The sequence below is a fragment of the Psychrobacillus sp. PGGUH221 genome, assembly GCF_042055255.1.
Taxonomy (GTDB): Bacteria; Bacillota; Bacilli; order Bacillales_A; family Planococcaceae; genus Psychrobacillus.
Genome location: NZ_JAQMHQ010000006.1, coordinates 176,563 through 201,106, shown reverse-complemented (window position 1 = coordinate 201,106; position 24,544 = coordinate 176,563). Strand labels below are relative to the sequence as shown.

Annotated in this window: 25 protein-coding genes; 18 read left to right on the top strand and 7 right to left on the bottom strand. The window is 35.6% G+C overall.

Going from position 1 to position 24,544, the window contains the following annotated elements; all coding sequences use genetic code 11:
* Positions 1 to 114 precede the first annotated feature (114 nt).
* The 9 genes from ccpN to PGC35_RS11915 all read left to right on the top strand — a co-directional run bounded on the left by ccpN (position 115) and on the right by PGC35_RS11915 (position 9,262).
* Positions 115 to 753, top strand: coding sequence for a transcriptional regulator CcpN (ccpN, locus tag PGC35_RS11955; RefSeq protein ID WP_053588851.1), 639 nt, complete (start codon positions 115 to 117; stop codon positions 751 to 753).
* An 11-nt stretch (positions 754 to 764) separates the two neighbouring features.
* Positions 765 to 1,574 carry a pyruvate, water dikinase regulatory protein gene (locus tag PGC35_RS11950; RefSeq protein WP_056831660.1) on the top strand — a complete coding sequence of 270 codons (810 nt, stop codon included), beginning with the start codon at positions 765 to 767 and terminating at the stop codon, positions 1,572 to 1,574.
* 224 nt (positions 1,575 to 1,798) lie between these two features.
* Positions 1,799 to 3,631, top strand: a complete 1,833-nt coding sequence (gene dnaG, locus PGC35_RS11945) for a DNA primase (protein ID WP_053588853.1) — start codon at positions 1,799 to 1,801, stop codon at positions 3,629 to 3,631.
* A gap of 26 nt (positions 3,632 to 3,657) precedes the next feature.
* Positions 3,658 to 4,785 carry an RNA polymerase sigma factor RpoD gene (rpoD, locus tag PGC35_RS11940; protein WP_053588854.1) on the top strand — a complete coding sequence of 376 codons (1,128 nt, stop codon included), beginning with the start codon at positions 3,658 to 3,660 and terminating at the stop codon, positions 4,783 to 4,785.
* 91 nt (positions 4,786 to 4,876) lie between these two features.
* Positions 4,877 to 5,440 (top strand): hypothetical protein, encoded by a 564-nt coding sequence (locus PGC35_RS11935; RefSeq protein WP_375219331.1) that lies wholly within the window; start codon positions 4,877 to 4,879, stop codon positions 5,438 to 5,440.
* A gap of 258 nt (positions 5,441 to 5,698) precedes the next feature.
* A complete protein-coding gene (locus PGC35_RS11930; RefSeq protein WP_375219330.1) occupies positions 5,699 to 6,838 on the top strand; it encodes an acyl-CoA dehydrogenase family protein in 1,140 nt (379 codons plus the stop codon).
* A gap of 137 nt (positions 6,839 to 6,975) precedes the next feature.
* Positions 6,976 to 7,362, top strand: coding sequence for a cytochrome c550 (gene cccA / locus PGC35_RS11925; protein ID WP_053588857.1), 387 nt, complete (start codon positions 6,976 to 6,978; stop codon positions 7,360 to 7,362).
* An 86-nt stretch (positions 7,363 to 7,448) separates the two neighbouring features.
* Positions 7,449 to 8,147 carry a tRNA (adenine(22)-N(1))-methyltransferase gene (locus tag PGC35_RS11920; RefSeq protein WP_375219329.1) on the top strand — a complete coding sequence of 233 codons (699 nt, stop codon included), beginning with the start codon at positions 7,449 to 7,451 and terminating at the stop codon, positions 8,145 to 8,147.
* On the top strand, positions 8,144 to 9,262 hold the full coding sequence (locus tag PGC35_RS11915) for a Nif3-like dinuclear metal center hexameric protein (protein WP_375219328.1): 1,119 nt from the start codon (positions 8,144 to 8,146) through the stop codon (positions 9,260 to 9,262). Before PGC35_RS11920 ends, PGC35_RS11915 begins: the two co-directional genes overlap by 4 nt.
* 361 nt (positions 9,263 to 9,623) lie before the next feature.
* Here PGC35_RS11915 and PGC35_RS11910 read toward each other — a convergent pair whose 3' ends face one another.
* A complete protein-coding gene (locus tag PGC35_RS11910) occupies positions 9,624 to 10,604 on the bottom strand; it encodes a 4-hydroxy-3-methylbut-2-enyl diphosphate reductase (RefSeq protein ID WP_053588860.1) in 981 nt (326 codons plus the stop codon).
* 69 nt (positions 10,605 to 10,673) lie between these two features.
* Positions 10,674 to 11,207: a VrrA/YqfQ family protein gene (vrrA, locus tag PGC35_RS11905; protein ID WP_375219327.1), complete on the bottom strand. Its 534-nt coding sequence runs from the start codon at positions 11,205 to 11,207 to the stop codon at positions 10,674 to 10,676.
* A 102-nt stretch (positions 11,208 to 11,309) separates the two neighbouring features.
* On the opposite strand from vrrA, the gene PGC35_RS11900 reads away from it, so the two are divergent.
* Together PGC35_RS11900 and PGC35_RS11895 are read left to right on the top strand one after the other, a co-directional pair.
* Positions 11,310 to 12,608, top strand: coding sequence for a DEAD/DEAH box helicase (locus PGC35_RS11900; RefSeq protein WP_053588862.1), 1,299 nt, complete (start codon positions 11,310 to 11,312; stop codon positions 12,606 to 12,608).
* Between the two features lie 13 nt (positions 12,609 to 12,621).
* On the top strand, positions 12,622 to 13,506 hold the full coding sequence (locus tag PGC35_RS11895; protein ID WP_375219326.1) for a deoxyribonuclease IV: 885 nt from the start codon (positions 12,622 to 12,624) through the stop codon (positions 13,504 to 13,506).
* A gap of 26 nt (positions 13,507 to 13,532) precedes the next feature.
* Here the strand turns inward: PGC35_RS11895 and PGC35_RS11890 are convergent, their stop codons facing one another.
* Positions 13,533 to 13,799: a hypothetical protein gene (locus PGC35_RS11890; protein WP_053588864.1), complete on the bottom strand. Its 267-nt coding sequence runs from the start codon at positions 13,797 to 13,799 to the stop codon at positions 13,533 to 13,535.
* A 103-nt stretch (positions 13,800 to 13,902) separates the two neighbouring features.
* On the opposite strand from PGC35_RS11890, the gene PGC35_RS11885 reads away from it, so the two are divergent.
* Genes PGC35_RS11885 through PGC35_RS11875 form a run of 3 tightly spaced genes read left to right on the top strand, consistent with a single transcriptional unit; the run spans position 13,903 to position 15,922 of the window.
* Entirely contained in the window at positions 13,903 to 14,670 is a 768-nt protein-coding gene (locus PGC35_RS11885; RefSeq protein ID WP_375219325.1) for a metal ABC transporter ATP-binding protein, read from the top strand.
* The gene (locus PGC35_RS11880) at positions 14,667 to 15,515 is read left to right on the top strand and encodes a metal ABC transporter permease (protein ID WP_375219324.1); all 849 of its coding nucleotides are present in this window, start codon (positions 14,667 to 14,669) and stop codon (positions 15,513 to 15,515) included. Before PGC35_RS11885 ends, PGC35_RS11880 begins: the two co-directional genes overlap by 4 nt.
* Entirely contained in the window at positions 15,512 to 15,922 is a 411-nt protein-coding gene (locus PGC35_RS11875; RefSeq protein ID WP_053588867.1) for a Fur family transcriptional regulator, read from the top strand. The genes PGC35_RS11880 and PGC35_RS11875 overlap by 4 nt, the downstream gene beginning before the upstream one ends.
* Positions 15,923 to 16,296: 374 nt before the next feature.
* On the opposite strand, the gene PGC35_RS11870 is transcribed toward PGC35_RS11875, so the two are convergent.
* From PGC35_RS11870 to PGC35_RS11855, 4 genes are all read right to left on the bottom strand, one after another.
* A complete protein-coding gene (locus PGC35_RS11870) occupies positions 16,297 to 16,875 on the bottom strand; it encodes a hypothetical protein (RefSeq protein ID WP_275785524.1) in 579 nt (192 codons plus the stop codon).
* Between the two features lie 13 nt (positions 16,876 to 16,888).
* Positions 16,889 to 18,001: a flavodoxin-dependent (E)-4-hydroxy-3-methylbut-2-enyl-diphosphate synthase gene (gene ispG, locus PGC35_RS11865; RefSeq protein ID WP_172794391.1), complete on the bottom strand. Its 1,113-nt coding sequence runs from the start codon at positions 17,999 to 18,001 to the stop codon at positions 16,889 to 16,891.
* A gap of 93 nt (positions 18,002 to 18,094) precedes the next feature.
* Positions 18,095 to 18,421 (bottom strand): hypothetical protein, encoded by a 327-nt coding sequence (locus PGC35_RS11860; protein WP_375219323.1) that lies wholly within the window; start codon positions 18,419 to 18,421, stop codon positions 18,095 to 18,097.
* 47 nt (positions 18,422 to 18,468) lie between these two features.
* Positions 18,469 to 18,969, bottom strand: coding sequence for a DUF1189 family protein (locus PGC35_RS11855; protein WP_375219322.1), 501 nt, complete (start codon positions 18,967 to 18,969; stop codon positions 18,469 to 18,471).
* A 170-nt stretch (positions 18,970 to 19,139) separates the two neighbouring features.
* Here PGC35_RS11855 and PGC35_RS11850 point away from each other — a divergent pair, with 170 nt between their 5' ends.
* The 4 genes from PGC35_RS11850 (at position 19,140) to PGC35_RS11835 (ending at position 24,395) form a co-directional block, all read left to right on the top strand.
* Positions 19,140 to 20,771 (top strand): Na/Pi cotransporter family protein, encoded by a 1,632-nt coding sequence (locus tag PGC35_RS11850; protein WP_375219321.1) that lies wholly within the window; start codon positions 19,140 to 19,142, stop codon positions 20,769 to 20,771.
* A complete protein-coding gene (locus PGC35_RS11845) occupies positions 20,771 to 21,250 on the top strand; it encodes a DUF456 domain-containing protein (RefSeq protein WP_375219393.1) in 480 nt (159 codons plus the stop codon). The genes PGC35_RS11850 and PGC35_RS11845 overlap by 1 nt, the downstream gene beginning before the upstream one ends.
* 117 nt (positions 21,251 to 21,367) lie before the next feature.
* Positions 21,368 to 21,976: a superoxide dismutase gene (locus PGC35_RS11840; protein WP_056831685.1), complete on the top strand. Its 609-nt coding sequence runs from the start codon at positions 21,368 to 21,370 to the stop codon at positions 21,974 to 21,976.
* A gap of 205 nt (positions 21,977 to 22,181) precedes the next feature.
* A complete protein-coding gene (locus PGC35_RS11835) occupies positions 22,182 to 24,395 on the top strand; it encodes a peptidoglycan D,D-transpeptidase FtsI family protein (protein ID WP_375219320.1) in 2,214 nt (737 codons plus the stop codon).
* Positions 24,396 to 24,544 lie beyond the last annotated feature (149 nt).

Below are 24,544 nucleotides of genomic sequence, written 5' to 3'. Positions count from 1 at the left end.
AATGCTCTTCAACGCTTTATTATTTGTTGATATTGTAACATGAGCCAGTTTTCTTCGCAATAAAAGACATTATCGTATATAATTAATAAGTATTAAGTATAACACTTTGAGGCGGTGAGTCCAATCGAACTCAACAAACGGCAAAACGAGATTTTGGACATTGTAAAAGGAAACGGCCCCATTACAGGTGAACAAATTGCAGAAAGACTTCATTTAACTCGGTCTACATTAAGACCGGACCTTGCAATTTTAACGATGGCAGGCTTTCTAGATGCTCGTCCGCGAGTTGGTTATTTTTACTCAGGTAAGAAAACAAGTCAAGCTATATCCGATAATATTGCACAAATGCTTGTAAAGGATTTTCAATCCATACCAGTCGTAGTAGAAGAGAGCATGACGGTATATGATGCGATATGTCATATGTTTTTAGAAGATGTAGGTTCCCTATTCGTAGTGGATAAAAATTCACTTTTATCTGGGGTACTCTCTAGAAAAGATTTTCTACGGACGAGTATAGGAAATCAGGATTTAAATAAAATTCCGGTACATATGATTATGACAAGAATGCCAAATATTACGTACTGCTTAAAAGAAGATACGATTATAGATGTAGCAAAAAAATTGATGAGCAGACAAATTGATTCTTTACCTGTAATAAGAGAAAGAAAAGATGGTTTAGAGGTAGTTGGAAGAATTACGAAGACGAATATCACGCGTGCTTTCCTATCATTAGCCGATGACCATGATCTGTGAGGGGGAAAACTATGAAAATGCTTAACCTATTTATTATCTCAGATTCTATTGGAGAAACTGGTGAATTAGTTGCGAAAGCTGCAGTTAGCCAATTTAGGCCTGGTCTTCAACATACAAAGTTGAAAAGATTTACTCATATTGATTCATTGGATCATATTAAAGAAATTACTGAACTTGCAAAAGAACAAGATGCGATAATTTTATATACGCTTGTTCAAAAAGAGATGCGTGATGCATTGATACAATATTGTGATGAGTATCAACTCGACTCAGTTGATTTAATTGGCCCAGTTATTCAATTACTGGAAAAAAACCTGAACGAAAAACCTTTTGAAGAGCCAGGCTTAGTTAGGAAACTAGATGAGGATTACTTTAAAAAAATTGAAGCTATTGAGTTTGCAGTGAAGTACGACGATGGAAGAGACCCGAGAGGCTTATTGCAAGCAGATATAGTTTTGATAGGCGTTTCAAGAACTTCTAAAACACCTTTATCTCAATATCTAGCACATAAAAGATACAAAGTGGCAAATGTTCCGCTAGTTCCTGAAGTAGAGCCACCAGAAGAATTATTTTTAGTTGATCCAAATAAATGCTTTGGTTTGGTAATTACACCTGAGAAGTTAAATACCATTCGAAAAGAAAGATTAATCGCAATTGGTTTAAATGATGATGCTAGTTATGCTAAAATAGAACGTATAAATGATGAAATAAAACATTTTGAGAAGATTGTTAAAAAAATAGGCTGCAGAGTGATTGATGTTACGAATAGAGCTGTAGAAGAAACAGCAAATGAAGTCATTAATCATACTCAACAAAAATAAATTATAAGAAATAAAACCGATTCACGTTTTGTGAAAAGGTTTTTTTGTATTGTCTATCGAATAAAGTAATAGATAAATATGAATAATTGTTTTATAATTGTTATTTGTGGAAAAAAGAATTTATTCTCTATGAAACTTTTTTTATGAATTATTTTGTCGATTCTTGCAGGAATTTTATTGATTCTCTCGAATTAAGTTAAATAGCAAGTAAAGATGGTGAAATAATGACAAATCGTATAGAAGAAGAGATTATCGAACAAGTTAGGAATAACAATGATATTGTCGATGTAGTAAGCGAATATGTTCAGCTTACGAAAAGAGGGAGAAACTATTTTGGGTTATGTCCTTTTCATGGCGAACAAACACCATCTTTCTCTGTAACACAGGAAAAACAAATATTTCACTGTTTTGGATGTGGTGCAGGTGGTAATGTTATAACTTTTGTAATGGATATCGAAAATCTATCGTTCCAGGATGCAGTAAGTAAACTCGGAAGTCGAATTGGATTAACGATAGAAGAAAGTTCCTCTGATAGTTCAGAAGTAAAAGCCCCAGTCTCAAAAGAAGTAACAATTATGAAAAAAGCACATGAGTTTGCAAGTGATTATTTTCATCATTTATTACTTCATACTGTGGAAGGGGAAGATGCATTAAATTACCTAGAGGAAAGAGGGTTTTCAAAGGAAATCATTGAAAAGTACAAAATTGGCTGGTCCCTTACAAGTTGGGATGCTCTTACTACGCTTTTAGAACGTAAAGGTATGGATTTACAAGAAATTGAGAAAACTGGGCTCATTATCCGAAAAGAAAATGAACTAAAGTATTTTGATCGTTTTCGAGGGAGAATTATGTTTCCAGTGTTTGATGAAGGTGGTAATGTTATTGCTTTCTCTGGGAGAGTTCTTCATAAATCAGAAAATGAAGCAAAATATTTAAATAGTCCTGAGTCTCCCATATTTCAAAAAAGCCAAGTACTTTATAATTTAGATAAAGCCAGACTAGATATAAGAAAGCAGCGCAATGTTATTGTCTTTGAAGGATTTTTAGATGTTATAGCTGCATCAAAAGCGGGTATAACTAATGGTGTTGCAACAATGGGTACTGCTTTGACGTCACAACATATATTAAAGCTAAATAGATTAACATCCAATGTGACGCTTTGTTATGACGGCGACAAAGCTGGTATGGAGGCAGCTAAAAGAGCAGCATCTGCTTTACAAGCTCAAAATATTCAAACGGAAGTCGCAATAATTCCTGATGCTATGGATCCAGACGATTATATTAAAAACTATGGGGAAGAAGCATTCAGAACGAAAATTATAGAAAAACCGCATTCCTACTTATCTTTTATGATGATTGTCTCCAAAAGAGACAAGAACTTTAATAATGAAAATGATACTTTGCAGTATATTCAAGAAATTTTGGAAATACTGAGTGAAAGAAATTCTTCTGTAGAACGTGATTTATATATTCGACAACTTTCTCAGGAAACGAACGTTTCTGAGGAAGCAATTTATCAACATCTTAGAAAACTACAAGGTAATAAAGCAAAGCAATCGAAAGATCAACATCCTGTATCTCTTCAAGTGAATCCAGAGATGAAGAAAAAGAAAAAAACTTTATCAGCGGATGAACGAGCGGAAAGAATTTTACTTTCCCATATGCTTCATAATTCACAAGTACTTGATATTGCTCGAAGTATAAATGGTGAGCAATGCTTCATTCGAGATGTGTATGAGGCTGCTTATGTAAGGTTAACAGGATTTTATGAAGATTATCCAGAAGGAGATTTTCAACGATTTTTAGAAGTAATAAATGATGCAGATATTAGAAATATAGTTATGGAAGCAGCGCTCTCAGAACGTGATCCAGATCATGAAAAAGAGGAAGTCATGGACTGTTTGCGCCATATTAGAAAATACCGGGTAGAGCAGCAAATAGAACAAAAGCTACACGAAGCAAAAGAAGCAGAGAAAATGACTGATATGGTTAAGGCTCTACAACTTGCTCAGGAAGCTATCCAGTTAAAAAAATCATTAGCGGCTTTTGAGAAATAAACCGGTAGCAAAAGGAGGAAATTCTTATGGCGGACAAGTCTGAACGTACAAAAGAAACTGAAATTGAAATCTCATTAGAAGAAGCAAAAAAACAACTAATTGAATTAGGTAAAAAAAATGGTGAATTAACCTATCATGATATCGCTGAGAAGCTCGCTCACTTCGAATTAGAATCCGATCAAATTGAGGAATTTATTGATGATTTGGAAGGAAAAGAAATTGAGCTTAGTCGTAAAGACGGAGATGAAGAAGATTTAGATCGTTTGATGAAGGGGAAAGAGGAAGAAACTTTCGACTTAAACGATTTAAGTGTTCCGCCTGGTGTTAAAATCAATGACCCAGTACGTATGTACTTAAAAGAAATTGGTCGTGTGGATCTACTTAAAGCATCAGAGGAAATAGCACTTGCTGAACGTATCGAGCAAGGAGATGAAGAAGCTAGAAAGCGTCTAGCGGAAGCAAACCTTCGACTAGTTGTTAGTATTGCTAAACGTTATGTTGGACGAGGAATGCTATTCTTAGATTTAATCCAAGAAGGTAATATGGGTCTTATTAAAGCAGTAGAAAAATTTGACCATAGAAAAGGATTCAAATTTAGTACGTATGCTACTTGGTGGATTAGACAAGCAATTACACGTGCAATAGCAGACCAAGCAAGAACAATTCGTATTCCAGTGCATATGGTGGAAACGATCAATAAGTTGATTCGAGTACAACGTCAATTACTGCAAGATTTGGGACGTGAACCATCTCCAGAAGAAATAGGAGAAGAAATGGATTTACCTCCAGAAAAAGTTCGAGAAATATTAAAAATTGCACAAGAACCGGTTTCCTTAGAAACTCCTATTGGGGAAGAGGATGATTCACATTTAGGTGATTTTATTGAGGATGCAGATGCTCAATCTCCTTCGGATCATGCGGCTTATGAACTTTTAAAAGAGCAATTAGAAGACGTATTAGATACGCTGACAGATAGAGAAGAAAATGTTCTACGTTTACGTTTTGGGCTAGACGATGGCCGTACGAGAACATTGGAGGAAGTTGGGAAAGTATTTGGCGTTACGAGAGAGCGTATTCGTCAAATTGAAGCGAAAGCATTACGAAAACTTCGCCATCCATCTAGAAGCAAGCGTCTAAAAGATTTCTTAGAATAATTTAAAGACATCCTTATATAAAGGATGTCTTTTTTTCTAGGCTTTGACAATGTTATAATAGAAATAATTGCATGTGAAATGAGGCCGAATAATGTCACTTCAACGTAAGCAAATAATTTTGAATGAAATAGCATTTTGGAAACAAAATAAACTACTTCCTGAACATTATTGCGACTTCCTAACTGCTTTATATGCACAAGGGGAAGATGGAGAATCGGAAGTGAAGGAGAAATCAACTAAGGCAGTACTAGCAAAAGAAAAAGGTAAGAGACGACTGGCTTATTCCACTTTAGCTATAATTACTTTTATTTTAATAGTTTCTTTAACTTTGTTTACGACATTAGTATTTATCCCTATTATTCTTGCAGGCATTGTTATAGTTTCTTTTTTATACATAGGTTTTAAATTAGCGAAAAACAAATCTATTATGACACCGATATTAATGGTTTGCTCTGCTCTTTTATTGTTAGGTGCCTCTTTTAAAGTATGGGATGTCTACTTTGTTGAATATCCTTCAGTATTAATAGGCTTAATCATTGGTAATTGTTTGATTTGGCTTTTTTCTGGGTTGCTGCTTAAACTAGTTTATTTTAGTATATCTGGAGTAATAGGAATTGCATTTATATTGTTTTATATGTTTCGATATTATTTTTAGTATTTACAATGTCAGCTGGTATGTTAAACCAGCTGGCATTTTTTTTATGAATATTAAATATGTCATACTATTATTGTCGGTCTTGCAGTTGTATTGATTCTTAGTCTATTTATGTAAAAGTATAAAACCTTAAGAAATCTACTGTTACAGTCCTTTTAATAGGATAGTAATAGTAGATTTTTTATTTTCCGTGTGAATTTATTTTATTTTTAGTATAATAAGAATGTAAGCGTTTTTATTTACAAAGGGGATGGAGAAATGAATTTTGATTTAACACAAGAACAACAAATGATTCGCAAAACGATACGTGAATTTGCGGACGAAGTTGTTGCTCCAGGTGCTATCCTGCGAGACAAAACAAAAGAGTTCCCAAAAGAAATCTTCAAACAGTTAGCCGACATGGGGATGATGGGCTTACCGTTTCCTGAAGAATATGGTGGGGCAGGAGCAGATACAGTTAGTTTTGCTATCGTAACAGAAGAATTAAGTCGTGCATGCGCTTCTACAGGTATTACTTATTCAGCTCATATTTCATTAGGTGGGGCTCCTTTAAATCTATTTGGAACTGATGAGCAAAAGCAAAAATATTTAGTTCCAGTATGTACTGGCGAATCATTCGGTGCTTTTGGTTTAACAGAGCCTAATGCAGGCTCCGATGCTGGTGGAACTCAAACTACAGCAAAAGAAGATGGTAATGACTTCGTAATTAATGGAAATAAAGCCTTTATCACAAATGCAAGTTATGCGAAGCATTTAGCATTAACTGCTATTACTGATGTAAAAGATGGTAAAAAGGAAATTTCAGCTATTATTGTTCCAACAGATGCTGAGGGCTTCTCCGTTATCGATAATTATGAAAAAATGGGATTAAATGCTTCTAACACTACTGAATTAGTTTTAGAAAACGTTCGAGTTCCACAAGAGAATTTACTTGGTAAACGAGGAAATGGTTTCAGACAGTTCTTAGTTACACTTGATGGTGGGAGAATTGGAATTGGAGCTATGGCGGTAGGTATCGCGCAAGCAGCTTTTGATCGTGCGCTTCGTTATTCAAAAGAACGTAAGCAATTTGGTAAAACATTATCTGAGTTTCAAATAACTCAGTTTAAATTAGCAGATATGGCTATGAAAATAGAATTAGCTAGAACAATGGTTCATAAAGCTGCATGGTTAAAAGATCAAGGTAGAGCATTCAGTAAAGAAGCATCTATGTGTAAATTATATGCTTCGGAAATTGCAATGGAAGTAGCAGACGAAGCAATACAAATTCACGGTGGTTATGGATATATGAAAGAATATGAAGTTGAACGATATATGAGAGATGCAAAACTTCTAGAAATCGGTGAAGGTACTTCAGAAGTTCAGCGTATGGTTATAGCTAGACAAATTGGTTGCTAAGTCGAATTTATGTCTAAATTGTCACAAAGAAAGAAAACTTCCTCTTTTAGACTTTTCGTTTTCCTTAGAATGCAGTACAATATTAGTGTTGACTAATTCTATATTAGAATGAATGTATCAAGAGGGAGGGTTAACTAATGAAAAAGAATCCAATTATTCCATTTATCTTAATAATGGCATTTGGTATTGGTCTAATTTTCTTCTTATCTATTGAAGGCGTAAATAACAAAGAAGAAATTGCTTCAGAACATGCTGAAGGCGGTGAAGAAGGTGCTGCTGAAGGTGGCGAGGAAGCAGCAGCTGGTAACTTTGATCCGGAAGCTCTTGCTCAAGGAAAATGTATCGGTTGTCATGGTAACAGTTATGAAGGACAAGGAGCTTTCCCTTCTCTAGTAGCTACAAAATTATCTGAAGATGAGATTAAAGATGTTTTAGCTAATGGTAAGGGCGCTATGCCTGGTGGACTAGTTCCAGAAGAAAATCTTGACGCTATGGCGGCATGGGTTAAATCTTTAGGTGAATAATAATATTTTTAAAAAGACCTCAGATTCTTTAAAAGAATCGAGGTCTTTTTCAATTTTTGATATAATGGTTGGCAGAGGTGTTTATATTGAATGCAAAAAATTTATCTGAACGATTAAAAACAGTAGCTTCATTTGTTGAAGAAAAATCTATAGTAGCGGATATTGGAAGTGACCATGCTTATTTACCATGTTATTTAGTGCACTCTGGAATAATTACACAAGCAATTGCTGGGGAAGTAGTAAAAGGGCCGTTTGAATCAGCTCTAAAACAAGTGAAAAGTGAAGGATTAGAGGAACACATAGATGTACGATTTGGTGATGGATTAGAAGTGATTCAACCGACAGATGGTGTCCAAACCGTTACGATCGCAGGAATGGGGGGGCCACTCATTGCATCTATTTTAGAAGCGGGTAAAGATAAACTCCATACTGTAGAAAAATTGATTTTACAGCCGAATATTCACGCGAAGGCTATACGTGAATGGGCCATTAACAATGATTGGAAAATTGTTGACGAAACAATATTGGAAGAGCACGGAAAGATTTATGAAATTTTAGTACTGAAAAGAGGACAGATGACTCTCACCGATAAAGAGTTATTAATTGGTCCTATTTTAATCCATCATAAGTCTATTGTATTTACGAAAAAATGGGTAAACGAGATTGCGGAATGGCGTCGAATATTAAATCAATTTAATAAAATTAATATAACTTCAGAAGTGAAACAGAAAAAAGAAGAATTAGAACATAAAATAGCGTTAGTAGAGGAGGCTTTGAAAGCGTGAAACCTACAAACGGTCAACAAATAATATCTCTATTTGAACAATGGGCTCCTAAATCTCTTGCAGTTGAAGGCGATTCAATCGGTCTACAAATAGGAACGCTCAATAAACCTGTTTCCAAGGTGCTTGTTACATTAGATGTAAACTCAAAAGTAGTGGATGAAGCAATTGAAAAACAATGTGAATTGATAATTGCCCATCACCCGCCAATATATCGTAGTTTAAAAAATGTTCGAACTGACTTACCCCAAGGAAGTCTAATAGAAAAGCTGATTAAGCATAATATAGCTGTTTATGCAGCACACACTAATTTAGATATAGCCTCAGGAGGAGTAAATGATCTTTTAGCTGATAGATTACAATTAAAAAATGTACAAATTTTAGAAAAAACAACTTCGGAACATTTAATGAAGTTAGCTGTATTTACCCCTAAAGAATCTACTGAACAAGTTAGAGTTGCCTTAGGAAATGCAGGGGCAGGAGAAATTGGAGATTATACAAACTGTAGTTTTACATCTGCTGGAGAAGGAAGGTTTAAACCGACTGAAGATGCAGATTCATATATAGGACAAGTCAATAAGCTATCGATTGTAGAAGAAGATAAAATAGAAGTTGTATTTCCGATTTCTATAAAAAACCGAGTATTAAAAGCTTTACTTTCCTCACATCCGTATGAAGAACCTGCGTATGACTTGTTCCAACTAGAGTCAGAGGTGAATGAAAAAGGTCTAGGAAGAATTGGTGAATTACCACAGCAAGTTAGCCTTGCAGATTATGCTAAAACGGTAAAAGACCAACTTCAAGTTCCATTTGTACGTGTTGTAGGAAATTTAGATAGTAATGTTCATAAGGTTGCTGTTCTAGGGGGAGATGGGAATAAATATATTCACGCTGCCAAAAGAGCTGGTGCTGATGTATTTATTACAGGTGATTTATACTTTCATGTTGCACAAGATGCTGAAGCAATCAATCTTGCAGTGATTGATCCTGGGCATCACATAGAGCAAATTATGAAAACAGGTGTTTCAGATTATATGAAAACAGTTTGTGATAATAAAAACCTTTTGGTTGAATTTATTCCTTCGGAGCTTTCTACTGAACCATTTCAACTTGTATAATAGAAGGGGCTGTCCTGAAAATCTTAAGGGCATGCTCTTTCTTCTTAGCTTCTATTAAGATAGATTTCCGTTCCAAGCGGACGCTTTCCGCGGGCGAGCGCCGAGCCTCCTCAGGCCAACACGATGTTGGTCATGAAGGCGTTGCCTCAGGAAGAGGCGGCCTTAGCCTTCCTCCCTCTTTAGCGCTACGTGCGGGGTCTTGGACTGTCTCACTTTCCCGCAGGAGTCGCCGCCTTTCACTCCAATCAATTATTCACTCAATCAACAATATTAGATGGAACCACAAAAGCAGAAGGAGAAAAACGAGTCGTTTTTCTCCTTCTGCTTTATTTTAGGGACTTATTGGACAGCCCCTTCATATTTACTCAGATATTGGGTGTGGCTCAATACGAACTACTGGTTTAGGAACTTTAATCTTCGGTAGAATTTTTTCAGGTAATACCTTCTTGGTTGTATCATGAGTAGAAGGATCATTTGGATCGTATTTTTCTAAAAACTGAATCACTTCTTTAACTATTGGAGTAGGAGTGGAAGCACCTGCTGTCACTGCTACGTGATTAATATTCTCTAACCATTCCAGCTTTAGTTCTGATACATCACCAATACGGTAAGAAGGAGTACCAGCAATCTCCTCCGAAACTTGAGTCAATCTATTAGAGTTGTTACTCATTGGATCACCAACAACTATTAATAACTCTGCTTCTCCAGCTTGTTCCGCGACAGCTTCTTGTCTAACTTGCGTAGCAAGGCAAATTTCTTTATGAACCTCGATATGTGGGAATTTTTCTTCTAATTTTTTCATCAAATGTACAACATCCCATTGAGACATCGTAGTTTGATTGGTTACAAGCAGTTTCTCTGTTTTTAGTTGTAAGTTCTCAATATCCTCCAATGTTTGGACAAGATGTACTTTTGTAGGTGCTACGCCAATAGCTCCTTCTGGTTCAGGATGACCTTTTTTTCCTATATAAATAATATCATAGCCTTCAGCCGTTTTTTCTTCTATTAAGTCATGGGTAACTGTCACATCTGGACAAGTAGCATCAATCGAAACCAATCCCTTTTTTCGTGCTAGCTCTTTAACTTCTGGAGATACACCATGAGCTGTAAATATAACTGTTCCTTTTTCCACTTTGGAGAGAATATCTAAACGATTTTCACCATCTAACGTAATAATACCATCTTGTTCAAATGCGTCTGTTACATGTTTGTTATGAACAATCATTCCTAAAATATATATTGGCCGAGGAAGTGAAGTATCTAAAGCTGCATTACGTGCAATAACCATTGCGTCAACAACCCCATAACAATATCCTCTTGGCGAAATTTTTTGTACAATCATTTTTGAAAGAACTCCCTTCAATACGAGCATACTCATATTATAACGGAGCTCTTACTCTAATTCAAAACATTAAATTGGTGGCTGGAATATTCTAGGTAAGGAAGCTCCAGTTGGATTTGCGTTTGTAGTTGCAGAAGCTGCAGCTCGGGCTGCTCCAGAAATAGAAGGGGGACCAGCAGCACTTGCATTTGTTGCAGCTGAAGTTGCGTTAGGAGCAGATTGGAAACCTCGGTAAAGCTTCCAAAGAGCAGGCACATTTTGGAGCATCGGTGCATATTGTCTTACCATAGGTGTAAGCTGTTGAGCTGTGGATAAAAATTTATCTGCTGTTTGCAAGTACGACATCGTCCTATTTCCTCCAGGCGGTCCTTGTGAAAATCCACCTTGGCCACCTAAATTACCCTGTCCTCCAAATCCTCCTGATCCTCTTTGCTGGAAGCTTCCGAGAACTCCTTGTAAGAAATTGTTTGGTTGTGCTCCTTGTTGAGTTGGAGGCATACCAAAACCGAATGGATTTTGTGTTGGGGTAGGAGAATTTACAGGTGGTGGACTATTAAAATTTGATCTTGTTTGTGAGAACGGATAAAAAGACTCATAGCGCATTTAATCATCTCCTTTCATCAAAGTGAGTCCTTCTATTCTATGCAAATTATACGTTTTATGTACAATCGTGGTACAATAAAGAAATGTGAGGGAGGGACTCAAATGTCCAAATATACAGATTATAATTTTCAGCCTTTTTTACAAAATGCAATTGAAAAACTAGGCTTTCAAGAACCAACGCCAATTCAAAAAGAAATGATTCCTTTAGTTTTAAAAGGGAAAAGTGCGATTGGTCAAGCGCATACAGGAACAGGAAAAACACATAGTTTTTTGATCCCAATTGTTGAAAAAATAGATGCTAGTAAACACGATGTACAAGCAATTATTACCTCTCCAACTAGAGAGCTAGCAACTCAAATTTATAATGAGTTAAATAAGCTAGTTGAGGGTACAGAAATCCAAACTAAATTATTCATTGGTGGAACAGATAAAGCTCGTTCTATTGAAAAGCTAAAAACACAACCACATATTGTTGTAGGTACTCCAGGTCGTATTCGTGATTTAACAGTTGAACAAGCATTGCTAGTGCATACGTCTAACATTTTAGTAGTAGATGAAGCAGATTTAGCATTTGATTTAGGTTTTATCAATGAAATTGATCAATTTGCTTCACGTATGCCAGAACAACTAGAGATGTTTGTTTTCTCAGCTACGATACCTGAAAAATTACAACCATTTTTGAAAAAGTATATGGATTCACCGATCCATATAAAAATTGGTGACAAGCGACCAGTAGCAGAGGGTATTGATTTTATTGTTACACCGGTCCGTAGTAAATCTAGAAAGAAACGATTATTGGATGTTTTGGAAGGAATTAATCCATACTTAGCTATTATATTCGCTAACACAAAGCAAAATGCAGACGAGGTTGCAAACTATTTACAAGGAAACGGTGTAAAGGTAGGAGTTATTCATGGTGATATATCACCACGTGATCGTAAGCGAGTAATGAAACAGATTCACGACCTTGAATATCAATACATCGTCGCAACAGATCTTGCTGCTCGTGGAATCGATATTCCTGGTGTTAGTCATGTGATTAACTATGAAATACCCGACGATCTAGAGTTTTTCGTTCATCGTGTAGGAAGAACAGCACGTGCTGGATTGACTGGTATTGCAATTACATTATATGAACCTTCGGATGAAGATGCTTTAGTCCGCATTGAAAAAATGGGTATACCGTTAGTACACAAAGACGTTATAAATGGAGAATGGTCAGATTTAAAGGAAAGACATGCTCGTAAAAATCGTACAAAAAATGAAAATGAGATTGATGCAAAAGCGAAGTCCATGGTTCGCAAGCCTAAAAAAGTGAAACCAGGCTATAAGCGCAATATGAAATGGGAAATGGATAAAATTAAAAAGAGAGAACGACGTATAAAAAATCGTAAAAAATAAGGGGGCTTTTTCGTTGCTTTTAGGTTCACATGTTTCCATGAGTGGGAAAGAAATGCTTCTTGCTTCTAGCAAAGAAGCAGCATCATACGGTGCAAATACATTTATGATTTACACAGGCGCACCTCAAAATACACGTAGAAAACCAATTGAAGAATTGAATATTGAAGCTGGATTAGAACATATGAAAGAAAATGATATATCCAATATTGTTGTTCATGCTCCATATATTATTAATTTAGGTAATACGACAAAACCTGAGACATTTGCTTTAGGTGTAGATTTTCTACAAAAAGAAGTGACGAGAACAGCTGCAATAGGTGCAACACAAATCGTATTGCACCCTGGTGCTCATGTTGGAGCAGGAGCAGATGCAGGCATTGCTAAAATAGTAGAGGGTTTAAACGAGGTATTGACTCAAGAAGAATCGGTACAAATTGCACTCGAAACGATGGCTGGAAAAGGGTCAGAGTGCGGTCGAACTTTTGATGAATTAGCACAAATAATTGATGGGGTGGTTAACAATCACCGTATTTCAATCTGTTTGGACACTTGCCATATTCATGATGCAGGATATGATATTGTGAATGATTTTGATGGTGTTTTGAATGAATTTGATAAAATTATTGGATTAGACCGTCTAAAAGTACTTCATATCAATGATAGTAAAAATGTTCGTGGAGCTGCAAAAGACAGACACGAAAATATTGGCTTTGGAGAAATTGGCTTCGAGGCACTGCAGTATATTGTGCACCATCCTCAATTAATACATTTACCTAAAATACTGGAAACTCCATTTGTAGGGGTAGATGCAAAATCAAAACAAGCCCCATATAAAATAGAAATTGAAATGCTTCGTTCAAATACTTTTACACCAGAAGCAATAGATGCTTTAAGATAAAATATTATACTAAGTAAGTAGCTCCCTCAGTTTTCACGTAAAAATGAGGGGGCTTTTTCTTTTAATTGATAAAATAAGTCTACTGCTCTTTGCTCACCTAATATACTAATTAATTTTTGCTGTATTGCCATAGGGACACCAAGTAATAGCCAACTTAATGAGATTTCTTGTAGAAGTGGATATACTTCTTTAATCTCTTTATCTGATAACTTAATATCAAACCCTCTAAGTATTTTTTTAAAATCTTTTATCGAACAAGTTTGTAATTCATTAATAAACCGTGCGATATCCATCTGAACATCCTCTCAAGTTAAAATTATTTACACTTTCTATATTTTCCTCTATACTTTAACTTTGTAAATCGTAATGATTATTAATTAGAATAGAGGAAAAATGATGGGTAAACCCTTAATTCAGTTACAAAATGTTTATTATCAATATGAACAAACTGAAGCACTAAAAAATATTTCTATAAAAATTGAAGAAGGGGACTTTTTAGCAATTATTGGACCTAATGGATCAGGAAAGTCTACACTTCTTAAGATAATTCTTGGACTCTTAAAGCCTACTAAAGGAAAGGTATTACTTTTTGGCAAACCGGTTCCTTTGTTTAAGGAAAAAGAATTAATAGGCTATGTTTCTCAAAAATCCAACGCATTTAATACTGGTTTTCCTGCAACAGTCGAAGAAGTTGTGCAAAGTGGGTTAGTAAAAAAGGCAGGACTTTTTCGTTCTTACCCTAAAAATGTGCAAAATAAGGTGAGGGAAGCACTTACTTCTGTAGGTATGGAAAAGTTTGCAAAAAAAAATATTGGAGATTTATCAGGTGGACAGCAACAACGTGTATTTATATCTAGGGCTTTAGTTAGCGATCCAAAAATCCTTATTTTAGATGAACCGACTGTAGGAGTGGATAGTAAAAATGTTCGCTCGTTTTATCATATGTTATCTCATTTAAATCGGGAACATCAAATTACGATTGTATTAGTTACACATGATGTAGATGCTGTATCGAAGAGCATTAGCCATGTTGCATGCCTCAATCAAACAATTCATTTTCATGGTTATAAAAACGAAATGGATTCGATGAGTGATGAGCAATTAGAAGCTTGGTATGGTCACTCCGTTCGTAAAGTGAACCACCGAAACGAGGGTCAATTATGATTGAATCAATATTACAATATCAATTTTTACAAAATGCATTTACTTCCGGTTTAATAATTGGGGTTATTGCTCCATTGCTAGGAGTATTTATCGTTGTTAGACGGCTTTCTTTAATAGCAGATGCTCTTAGTCATGTAACCTTAGCTGGAATAGCAGGTAGTCTTTACTTAAGTCAATCGGTTGGTGCTTTGGCACTTCTTAACCCGCTATATTTAGGAACAGTGGCTTCTGTGACGGGTTCACTATTTATTGAGAGATTAAGAAGACTTTATAAACATTATGAAGAGCTTGCGATTCCTATAATCATGTCTGCTGGGCTTGGTTTTAGTGCTATTTTTGTGTCACTTGCAGAAGGATTTAGCTCCGACCTTTTTAGTTATTTATTTGGTTCTGTTTCTGCTGTTAGTCGTCAGGATCTTTATATCGTAATCAGTATAGCCATTGTTGTTGTTGTATTTTTAACTTTATTTTACAAGGAATTATTTGTTCTATCTTTTGATGAGGAATATGCAAAAGCCTCTGGATTACCTGCAAAATGGATTCATATTTTGTTTATGATTGTTACGGCTTTAGTTATTGCAGGTTCTATGCGTATAGTTGGTATTCTTTTAGTCTCATCCCTAATGACTTTGCCCGTGGCTGCTGCTATGAGAATAGCGAAAGGTTTTAAGCAAGCAATAATACTTTCAGTACTATTTGGAGAGCTTGCCGTCATCATTGGATTGGTAAGTGCATTTTATTTAAATATAGCTCCAGGTGGAACAATTGTTGTTACGTCAATAGTTATCTTACTGCTTACTATTACATTGAAAAAGATATCGATGAAGGGAGTAACTTCACAATGAACATTGAAAGAGCATGGGATATTCTCAAAAATGAAGGGTATAAAAAAACAGATAAGCGAGAGCAGATATTAGATATTTTTTCGAAAACAGAGAAGTATATTACAGCTCGAGATATTTTGAATGTTATGATGGTGGAACATCCAGGGATGAGCTACGATACTATTTATCGTAACTTGAGTACTTTCGTGGACCTTGGAATTTTAGAAGAGACAGAGTTAAGTGGAGAGAAACATTTTCGTATGCAATGTGAAATGGATCACCATCATCATCATTTTATTTGTATGTCATGTGGTAACATAAAAGAAATAAATTATTGTCCTATGGAAGTACTTCAAAATGCTATTCCAGCTTATCAAATTGATAGCCATAAATTTGAAATCTACGGTAAATGTCCAGAATGTCATTAATATTTCCTGCCAAATTAACCTTTGGCAGGATTTTCTTTTTTAGTTATATTATAAACAAAAGAGCGAACTTCCAATAAGTGCTTCATCTTTCCATTCCAGGCGGACGCGTTCCGTCGACAAGGCTTCAGCCGCTTCCCAATTAGTAAACTATCATGCCATTAATAGAGCAAGATAGAGCAAGTTTGTATCACTTAAATTCAGTATTTATAGAAAATCGTTGAAAATAGCGACACTCCTGTGGGAATAGCGTTTGCCGAAGATCCTCAGCGTAGCGAAGGGTGAGGTCCGTTAATTAGTCCGCTGAAAGAGAGTGGCTTTTCCCAAACTCGATTTTCTAACTATCATTTACCACAAAAAAACGTGAAGATTACTCTTCACGTTCGTTGCAATGCAAATTCTTTTTCAATCCATTCATTTGCTTCAATCCAATTGTTAACACGAATAACTCCTTTTGGAGCAGGTTGTTGGTTATAAGGTGTGTTAAATAGAATTACTGGGATATCTAGCTCTTCATGAATTTCTACGGCATTGTCGTGCTTATCCTCAAAAAAAGCATGCACACCATGTTTTCGAGCCGTTTCAATTTTGTTATGTGTTCCAATCAATTCAATATGATCGTACAGTAATTCTTGTTCTTTGAACCAGTTAAGCGTAACATCCCGCACATTTTCTCCTCTGGCAGAAATAAAATATAGCTCATATTTTTCCTTCCAAGCAGACAATACAGCATGTGCATCAGATTGAATAGGGGATGATGCATAAATGGTAGATTCTGTTTTTTTAAACCACTCATAAAATTCTTTCTCATCTACAGAAAAAGCTTTTGTTAAGTCATATTCTTTAATGTCCTCCAATTGCAAGTTACAATTAAAGGCACTATTAATATGTGGAAGTAAAGAAGTAGGACATGTTACTGTCCCGTCAATATCAATTCCGAATCTAGCAATTACCATCTTGCATTACTCCTTACACTTCTTGTTTTTCTATTTCTTGCTTCTCTAGTTCTTGTTGAGCAAAGTATTCAGCTGCAATTTTATCAATTTCAATTTTAAGTTCTTCTACCATTGTTTCTTCTGGAACTTTTCGTACAGTTTTACCTTTTCTAAATAGCAGACCTTCTCCTCGTGCTCCGGCAATTCCGATATCCGCTTCACGGGCCTCACCAGGTCCGTTAACAGCACATCCTAATACTGCAACTTTAATTGGCGCTTTAATATGAGAAATATATTCTTCTACTTCATTTGCGATTGAGATTAAGTCAATTTCAATTCGTCCACATGTCGGACAAGAGATTAACGTTGCAGCGTTAGATGAAAGTCCAAATACTTTTAACAATTCGCGAGCAACTTTAATTTCCTCAACAGGATCTGCACTTAGCGATACACGCAATGTATTTCCAATACCCATGCTTAGTAAAGTTCCGAGTCCTGCTGCACTTTTAATCGATCCAGCAAATAACGTTCCGGATTCTGTGATTCCTAAATGAAGGGGATAGTCAAATGCTTGTGAAGCTTTTGTATATGCTTCAATAGCTAAATTTACATCTGAAGCCTTCATAGATACAATGATGTCGTGAAAATCTAAATCTTCGAGAATTTTAATATGGTGTAATGCACTTTCAACCATACCATCAGCAGTTGGATAACCATATTTTTCTAGGATTTTCTTTTCAAGTGAACCTGCGTTTACACCAATACGAATTGGAATACCCTTTGCTTTTGCAGCATTTACAACAGCCTCTACCTTTTCTTTGCGCCCAATGTTCCCTGGGTTAATACGAATTTTATCTGCACCTTGCTCAATTGCTATAAGAGCAAGCTTATAATCAAAATGGATATCCACTACAAGTGGTATATTAATACGTTTTTTTATTTCACCAATAGAATAAGCCGCTCGTTCATCTGGACATGCAACACGTACGATTTGGCAACCTGCTTCTTCCAGGCGCAGAATCTCGGCTACTGTTGCCTCTACATCATGCGTTTTGGTCGTTGTCATACTTTGGATGAATAGCTCGTTACTTCCACCTATTGTTAAGTTTCCAACTCGAACGGGACGAGTTTTGGAACGATGAATTATTTCACTCATGAAATTCTCTCCTTCTTGAGGCTTTATGCCATCACTATCATTCATTTTATCAGTGATAGGATTGAAATGACAAGGAGGAAACCTCTATCTTTCATTTTTGCAAGATTCAGATGATGTGTATATCGGTAAAAAAATCAGTTCGCCGTCTGTAATGGTTTGATTGATCAGATGTGGATTTAAAGCATAAAAGTCCATTTCTCTTTCAGAAAAGGTAATATCCTTTTCAGCAGGGTACATGGAAAAAAGAGTATATAAAGTATCTCCTGGGTGTTTTTTTACTGCTACATAATCCATTGTTTCCACACATTCTTCTGGTGGATAAAATGCAAGAGGAATCGTTCCTTCGAACATATCTACTTTGATAATATAAAGTGTGATTAGAATGGTGATCGTTGCTACGAATATTTTCATATAAAAACCTCCTTGTCCCACTATATGTGAGCAAGGAGGAATTATGATTACCGTTTGATAGGATAATGTTTACATGCTAAAAACAGATAAACGAACGTAACGAAATAGATGAAGAATTGTATGTACCCAGTTGATATATTGAAAAAAGCAACCACAACTGAAATTAACATTGGAATAGTACTGGCAAAAAGGGTACTTCTCCACAAATGCCTATATTCTCCTTTTCTTTTTAAAAGTGAGAGTATAATCACTCCCACATAAGCAAAAATACTAATACGCACAAATATAAGTAAAGTGTTTAAGACAAATAAAAATATAAAGGAAAAAGGATAAAGCAACCATTGTATCTCTTGAAAATACTCTAAGAGACCTTCCATATTAGCTTGTTGAATCGATATTCCATTTATAAACTGAACAAATGATATAGATGTGATGACTAGTATGTATATAAATATGTATTGCATAACCTTTCCAATTGGAATAAGTCGGAATGCTGCAATTTTTTTAGGACTATGCAAGCTTGCTTTAAAAAGCTGTAACAAATTCATTAAATTCACCCTTTCATTTACATTTTATCACCTCTTCAGAAAGAAAAACAAAGTAATACGGGGCTTAAATTAAAAAAAATGAAAGAATGATTTTATTCTCTTTACAATTCCTTTATATATTAACCATAATAGATATGTGAAATATGTCGAAATAGGAGTTGACTATCAAGGTGAATCTCAATTGGCAAGAAATGCTGTTCGAATTTTTTGGCGGATTAGGAATCTTCCTATTTGCCATTAAATATATGGGGGATGCCCTACAGAAAACGGCCGGGGATAGATTAAGAGATTTACTGGATCGTTATACTACAAATCCACTTGTGGGTGTGTTAGCTGGTATACTATTTACTGTTTTAATCCAATCTAGTGCGGGAACAATCGTTATCGTCATTGGCTTAGTAAGTGCAGGTTTTATGACATTACGCCAATCAATAGGTGTAATTATGGGGGCTAATATTGGTACTACGATTAAAGCATTTATTATTGGATTTGAAATAGGTGATTATTCTCTGCCAATTATGGCAACAGGCGCATTTTTAATCTTTTTTTTCAGACGTAAAATATTGCAAAATGTAGGAGAAGTCCTTTTTGGATTTGGAGGACTGTTTTTAGGTCTAGATTTAATGATGAGTGGTATGAGTCCGTTGCAACAGCTTCCATCGTTTACGGATATCACATTGAGTGTAAGTAATCATCCTCTTTTAGGAGTCATAGCTGGAACTGTAATGACCTTATTTCTACAAAGTTCTAGTGCCTCTGTAGCAATATTGCAGGGATTTTACGCAGAACATTTAATTTCTTTAAAAGGTGCTTTACCCATCTTGTTTGGTGATAATATTGGGACAACCATTACCGCGATCCTTGCTTCTTTAGGGGCATCTGCAGGTGCAAAAAGAGCAGCTTTCTCACATGTTCTTTTTAATGTAGTAGGGACACTTGTCTTTCTTATCTTATTAACCCCATTTACTTTATATATTGAATGGATTTCAGAAGCTCTTTCAATTGAAAATAAAATGCAAATTGCTGTGGCACATGGAACTTTTAATGTAGTAAATGTAATCCTTCAGTTTCCTCTTATAGGAGCATGGGTTTTTCTATTAACCAAATTAATTCCAGGGGAAGATTTCAATACGAAGTATAAACCGAAACATTTAGAGGAAGATTTTATAGAAGAATCCCCATCCATAGCCATTGGGCAAGCGAAAGAGGAAATTCTACGTATGGGTGATTTAAGTGTACAAGGTTTAGAGAAAACATTCTCTTATCTCAAAGATAGAAATAAGAATGATGCAGACGAGGCAAATCAAATAGAAGACGCAATTAATCATTTAGATACAAAAATTATTAATTATTTAGTAAAAATTTCTAGCCAACCGCTATCCAGTCAGGATTCGAATAGGCATCTAATGTTAATGGCAACTGTTCGTGATGTTGAGAGGATAGGAGATCACTTTGAGAATATCATCGAGCTGATTGATTACCAAGACGAACATCATTTCCAACTAACCGAGGATGCATTGGAGGATATATCTGAGATGTTTGAACTAACGATAAGTACAGTTAAAAAAGCGATAGAAGCTTTAGATTTAAATAGTGATCAGTTAGCTAGAGAGGTTGCAGAACAAGAGAATGTAATAGACCGGATGGAACGTAAATTTAGAAAAAATCATTTTATACGATTGAATGAAGGACTATGCACTGGTCATGCTGGTGTAATTTTTGTTGATATGTTAAGTAATTTAGAAAGAGTTGGTGATCATGCAGTAAATATTGCAGATGCCATATTGGGGAAACGAGTATGATTGAAATTATTGGATGGATTTTAATAATAGCTAGTTTCATTGTTGCTTTTATCGGAACTTTTTATCCTATTATACCTTCGGTTGTATTTATGATATTAGGATATATTATTTATGGTTTATTCTTCTCTTTTTCAGAACTAACGTGGCTGTTTTGGGTCATTCAATTATTGTTTGTTGTCCTATTGTTTAGTGCAGATATGGTTGCGAACGCTTTTGGAGTAAAGAAGTTTGGTGGAACAAAAGCAGGTTTATGGGGAAGTACTATTGGTTTAATTGTTGGTCCATTTGTTATTCCTGTAGCAGGAATATTAGTTGGACCTTTCCTTGGAGCGGTGTTAGCGGAACTAATTGTTACAAGAGAAGGGATAAAACAAGCTATAAAATCAGGGGTAGGCTCTCTTATCGGTTTCCTTACTTCATCCATAGTCAAGATTATCATTCTTGCGGTGATGTTGGTCATTTTTCTTATTTTTGTTTAGTCTCAGTCAAAAGTATGAAAAGTAATCGAGTCGTTTTTAATTGAACGTTTTTCATTAATTTGATACGCTAATACGTGGAAAGAATTTTCTAAAATATTCTTTAGGAGGAAACAAAAAATGGCTTACGAATTACCAGAACTACCTTACGCGTATGACGCACTAGAACCACACATTGACAAAGAAACGATGAATATTCATCACACTAAACATCACAACACGTACGTTACTAATTTAAACAATGCGGTTTCAGGCAAAGCCGACTTAGAGAACAAATCGGTTGAGGAGTTAATTGCTAACTTAGATGCATTACCAGAAGATATCAAAACTGCAGTACGTAATAATGGTGGTGGACATGCTAACCATTCATTATTCTGGCAACTTCTTTCTCCTAACGGTGGAGGAAATCCATCAGGTGAATTAGCAGAAGCGATCGATTCTAAATTTGGAAGCTTTGATGCATTCAAAGAAGAATTCGCAAAAGCTGCTACAACTCGTTTTGGGTCTGGCTGGGCTTGGTTATCAGTTGCTAATGGAGAATTAGAAGTTTCCTCTACAGCTAACCAAGACTCTCCAATCATGGAAGGTAAAACTCCATTATTAGGTTTAGATGTTTGGGAGCATGCTTACTACTTGAACTACCAAAATCGTCGTCCAGACTACATCGGCTCTTTCTGGAATGTAGTAAATTGGGATGAAGTTTCAAAACGCTACGCTGCAGCAAAATAATTCTTTTTGAGATCTTAATAAAAAAGAAACCTGGCACACACTTTTTCGTCTAAAAGTGTGTGCTTTTTATGTTACACTAATAGGTAGATTAAATTATTAACTGTATTTAAATGATGTTAGTGCCTGTGGCCATTAAAACAAATTTTTTTAAATGCAAATCTTGGCAGCTAAAGCCAATTAGAATTCAAAAAAGTAGGTGAAACTCATGCGAAAAATTCCTAATAAACGTGCACAAAGTGTAAAGGCTAAACAAAGGGCCAATATTACATTTCGCATGAACATTCTTTTCTTTTCTATTTTCCTGCTATTTACATTATTAATCTTGCGATTAGGCTATTTGCAAATTGTCAAAGGAGAAGATTATACAAGGGCAATAGAACGAACGGAGGAAGTTCCTGTAAACACAAGCGTTCCTCGTGGTCGTATTTTTGATAGTCAAGGTCGTATCATGGTAGACAATGAGCCTCAACTTGCGATTACCTATACGAAAATGCAGACGACCAAGTCAGAAGAAATGTTCGAAATTGCGAAAGAGCTTAGTTTATTAATTGAAAAGAAAGCAGATGGAATTACAAAAAGCGATTTACAAGATTTTTGGCTTCGTAAATATCCAAAGGAAGCTTTAAAGTTAGTCTCCGAAGAAGAACGAAACAAAATAGAGAAAAATGAAGAGCTTGAAGAGAAAGAAATAAATGCTGAGATTAATCGACTAACTCGAAGTCGGATACCTGAGGAGCAACTAGAGGCATTCTCTCCAGAAGAATTAGAAATTATTGCCATCTATCGTGAAATGGCATCAGGATACGCACTGTCTCCTCAAATTATTAAAGGGGAAGATGTGACAGATGAGGAATTTGCAAGAGTTTCCGAAAGGCTAGGGGATCTAAACGGCGTTAATACAACAACTGATTGGCGTAGAGTAAAAACATCTTCTCTTGCTATACTAGGAACTGCATCATTGCCGAAAGAAGGTATACCAAAAGACCGATTAGATTATTACTTATCAAGAGACTACTCTAGAAATGACCGGGTAGGAAAAAGCTATATTGAACAGCAATATGAGGATGTTTTACAAGGTCAAAAAAGTGTAGTAAAGAATATCACAGATGGTAAAGGGCGAGTAATTGATATTAAAACTGTCTATGATGGGGAACCAGGAAAAGATTTAGTTTTATCCATGGATAGTGAAGTTCAATTAGCGCAAGAAGAAATTTTAGGGCAAAAACTACTTGAATTAAAAACAGGAAATGGAGCATCTGCAAAGTATTTAGATAGGGCTTTCTTTATCATGATGGACCCTAACACGGGAGAAGTTCTATCCATGGTTGGTAAGAGGGTAGAAAAAAACGCTAAAACAGGAAAGTACGAAATAAAGGATTATGCTTTCGGATCATTTACAACAGCGTATGAAGTAGGGTCTACAGTAAAGCCTGGAACATTGCTTACAGGATATCGTGAAAATGTTATTTCACCTGGGGATGTATTAGTAGATGAACCGATTCGCATAAAAGATTCTGCGCCAAAAAGTTCTGTCTTCAACCGTTCTGGTAGAATCCCATTAAATGATCTAGAAGCGATTGAACGTTCATCCAATGTTTATATGTTTAAGACTGCATATGGTTTAGCAGGACGGACTTATAAGGAAAATCAATCTATTAGTTTTGGTCCAGAGGCATTTCAAAAAATGCGCAATGGTTATGCACAATTAGGATTGGGTGTCCCGACAGGAATAGATTTACCTGGAGAAGTGACTGGTGTAATTGGTGGAGTAGAAGCTGGGAAATTACTTGACTTAAGTATTGGGCAATACGATACGTATACACCATTACAACTTGCACAATTTGTCTCCACTATTGCAAACGGGGGCAAACGTATACAACCACGTGTTGTAAAAGAAATTAGAGAACCATCTGCGGATGGTGTGAAAATGGGGAAAGTAGTAAAAGAGTTTCAACCAAATGTTTTAAATACAGTTGATAATTCGCAAGAGGAAATCAATCGTATGCGTCAAGGTATGCAAAGAGTATATTCCGGAGCGAAAGGAACAGCTCGTTCAGCCTTTGGTACAGCACCGTTTAATGGCGCCGGAAAAACAGGTACAGCTCAATCATTCTTTTATGATGTTACTATAAAAAATCCTAAAGAACGTAATATTAGAACAGTAAATTTAACTCATATAGGATTTGCGCCATATGATAATCCAGAGATTGCATATGCTCTTGTTATTCCTCATGCATCCTTAGAGTCCAGTTACAAAACGAATGTTTCTACTGGTATTGCACGTCAGCTAGTAGATAAGTATTTTGAAATACAACTTAAAAATGGTGCATTAAAGGATAGTGAAGAGGCAATGCCGATTCCAACTATAAAACCAGCCTTTACAAATGAAAAAATAGATGAAGAAGAAACGAACAACTAATTCAAAACAGGTCAACCTAAAGAAACCATTTAGGAGACCTGTTTTTTTATGTAAATAACATTGGAATTCTTTAGTTTCTTATTTACAAAAGCTTTACAATGCATTCATATCGACTCAACATGAAGCCTTTATAGTAAACATTGTAAGAA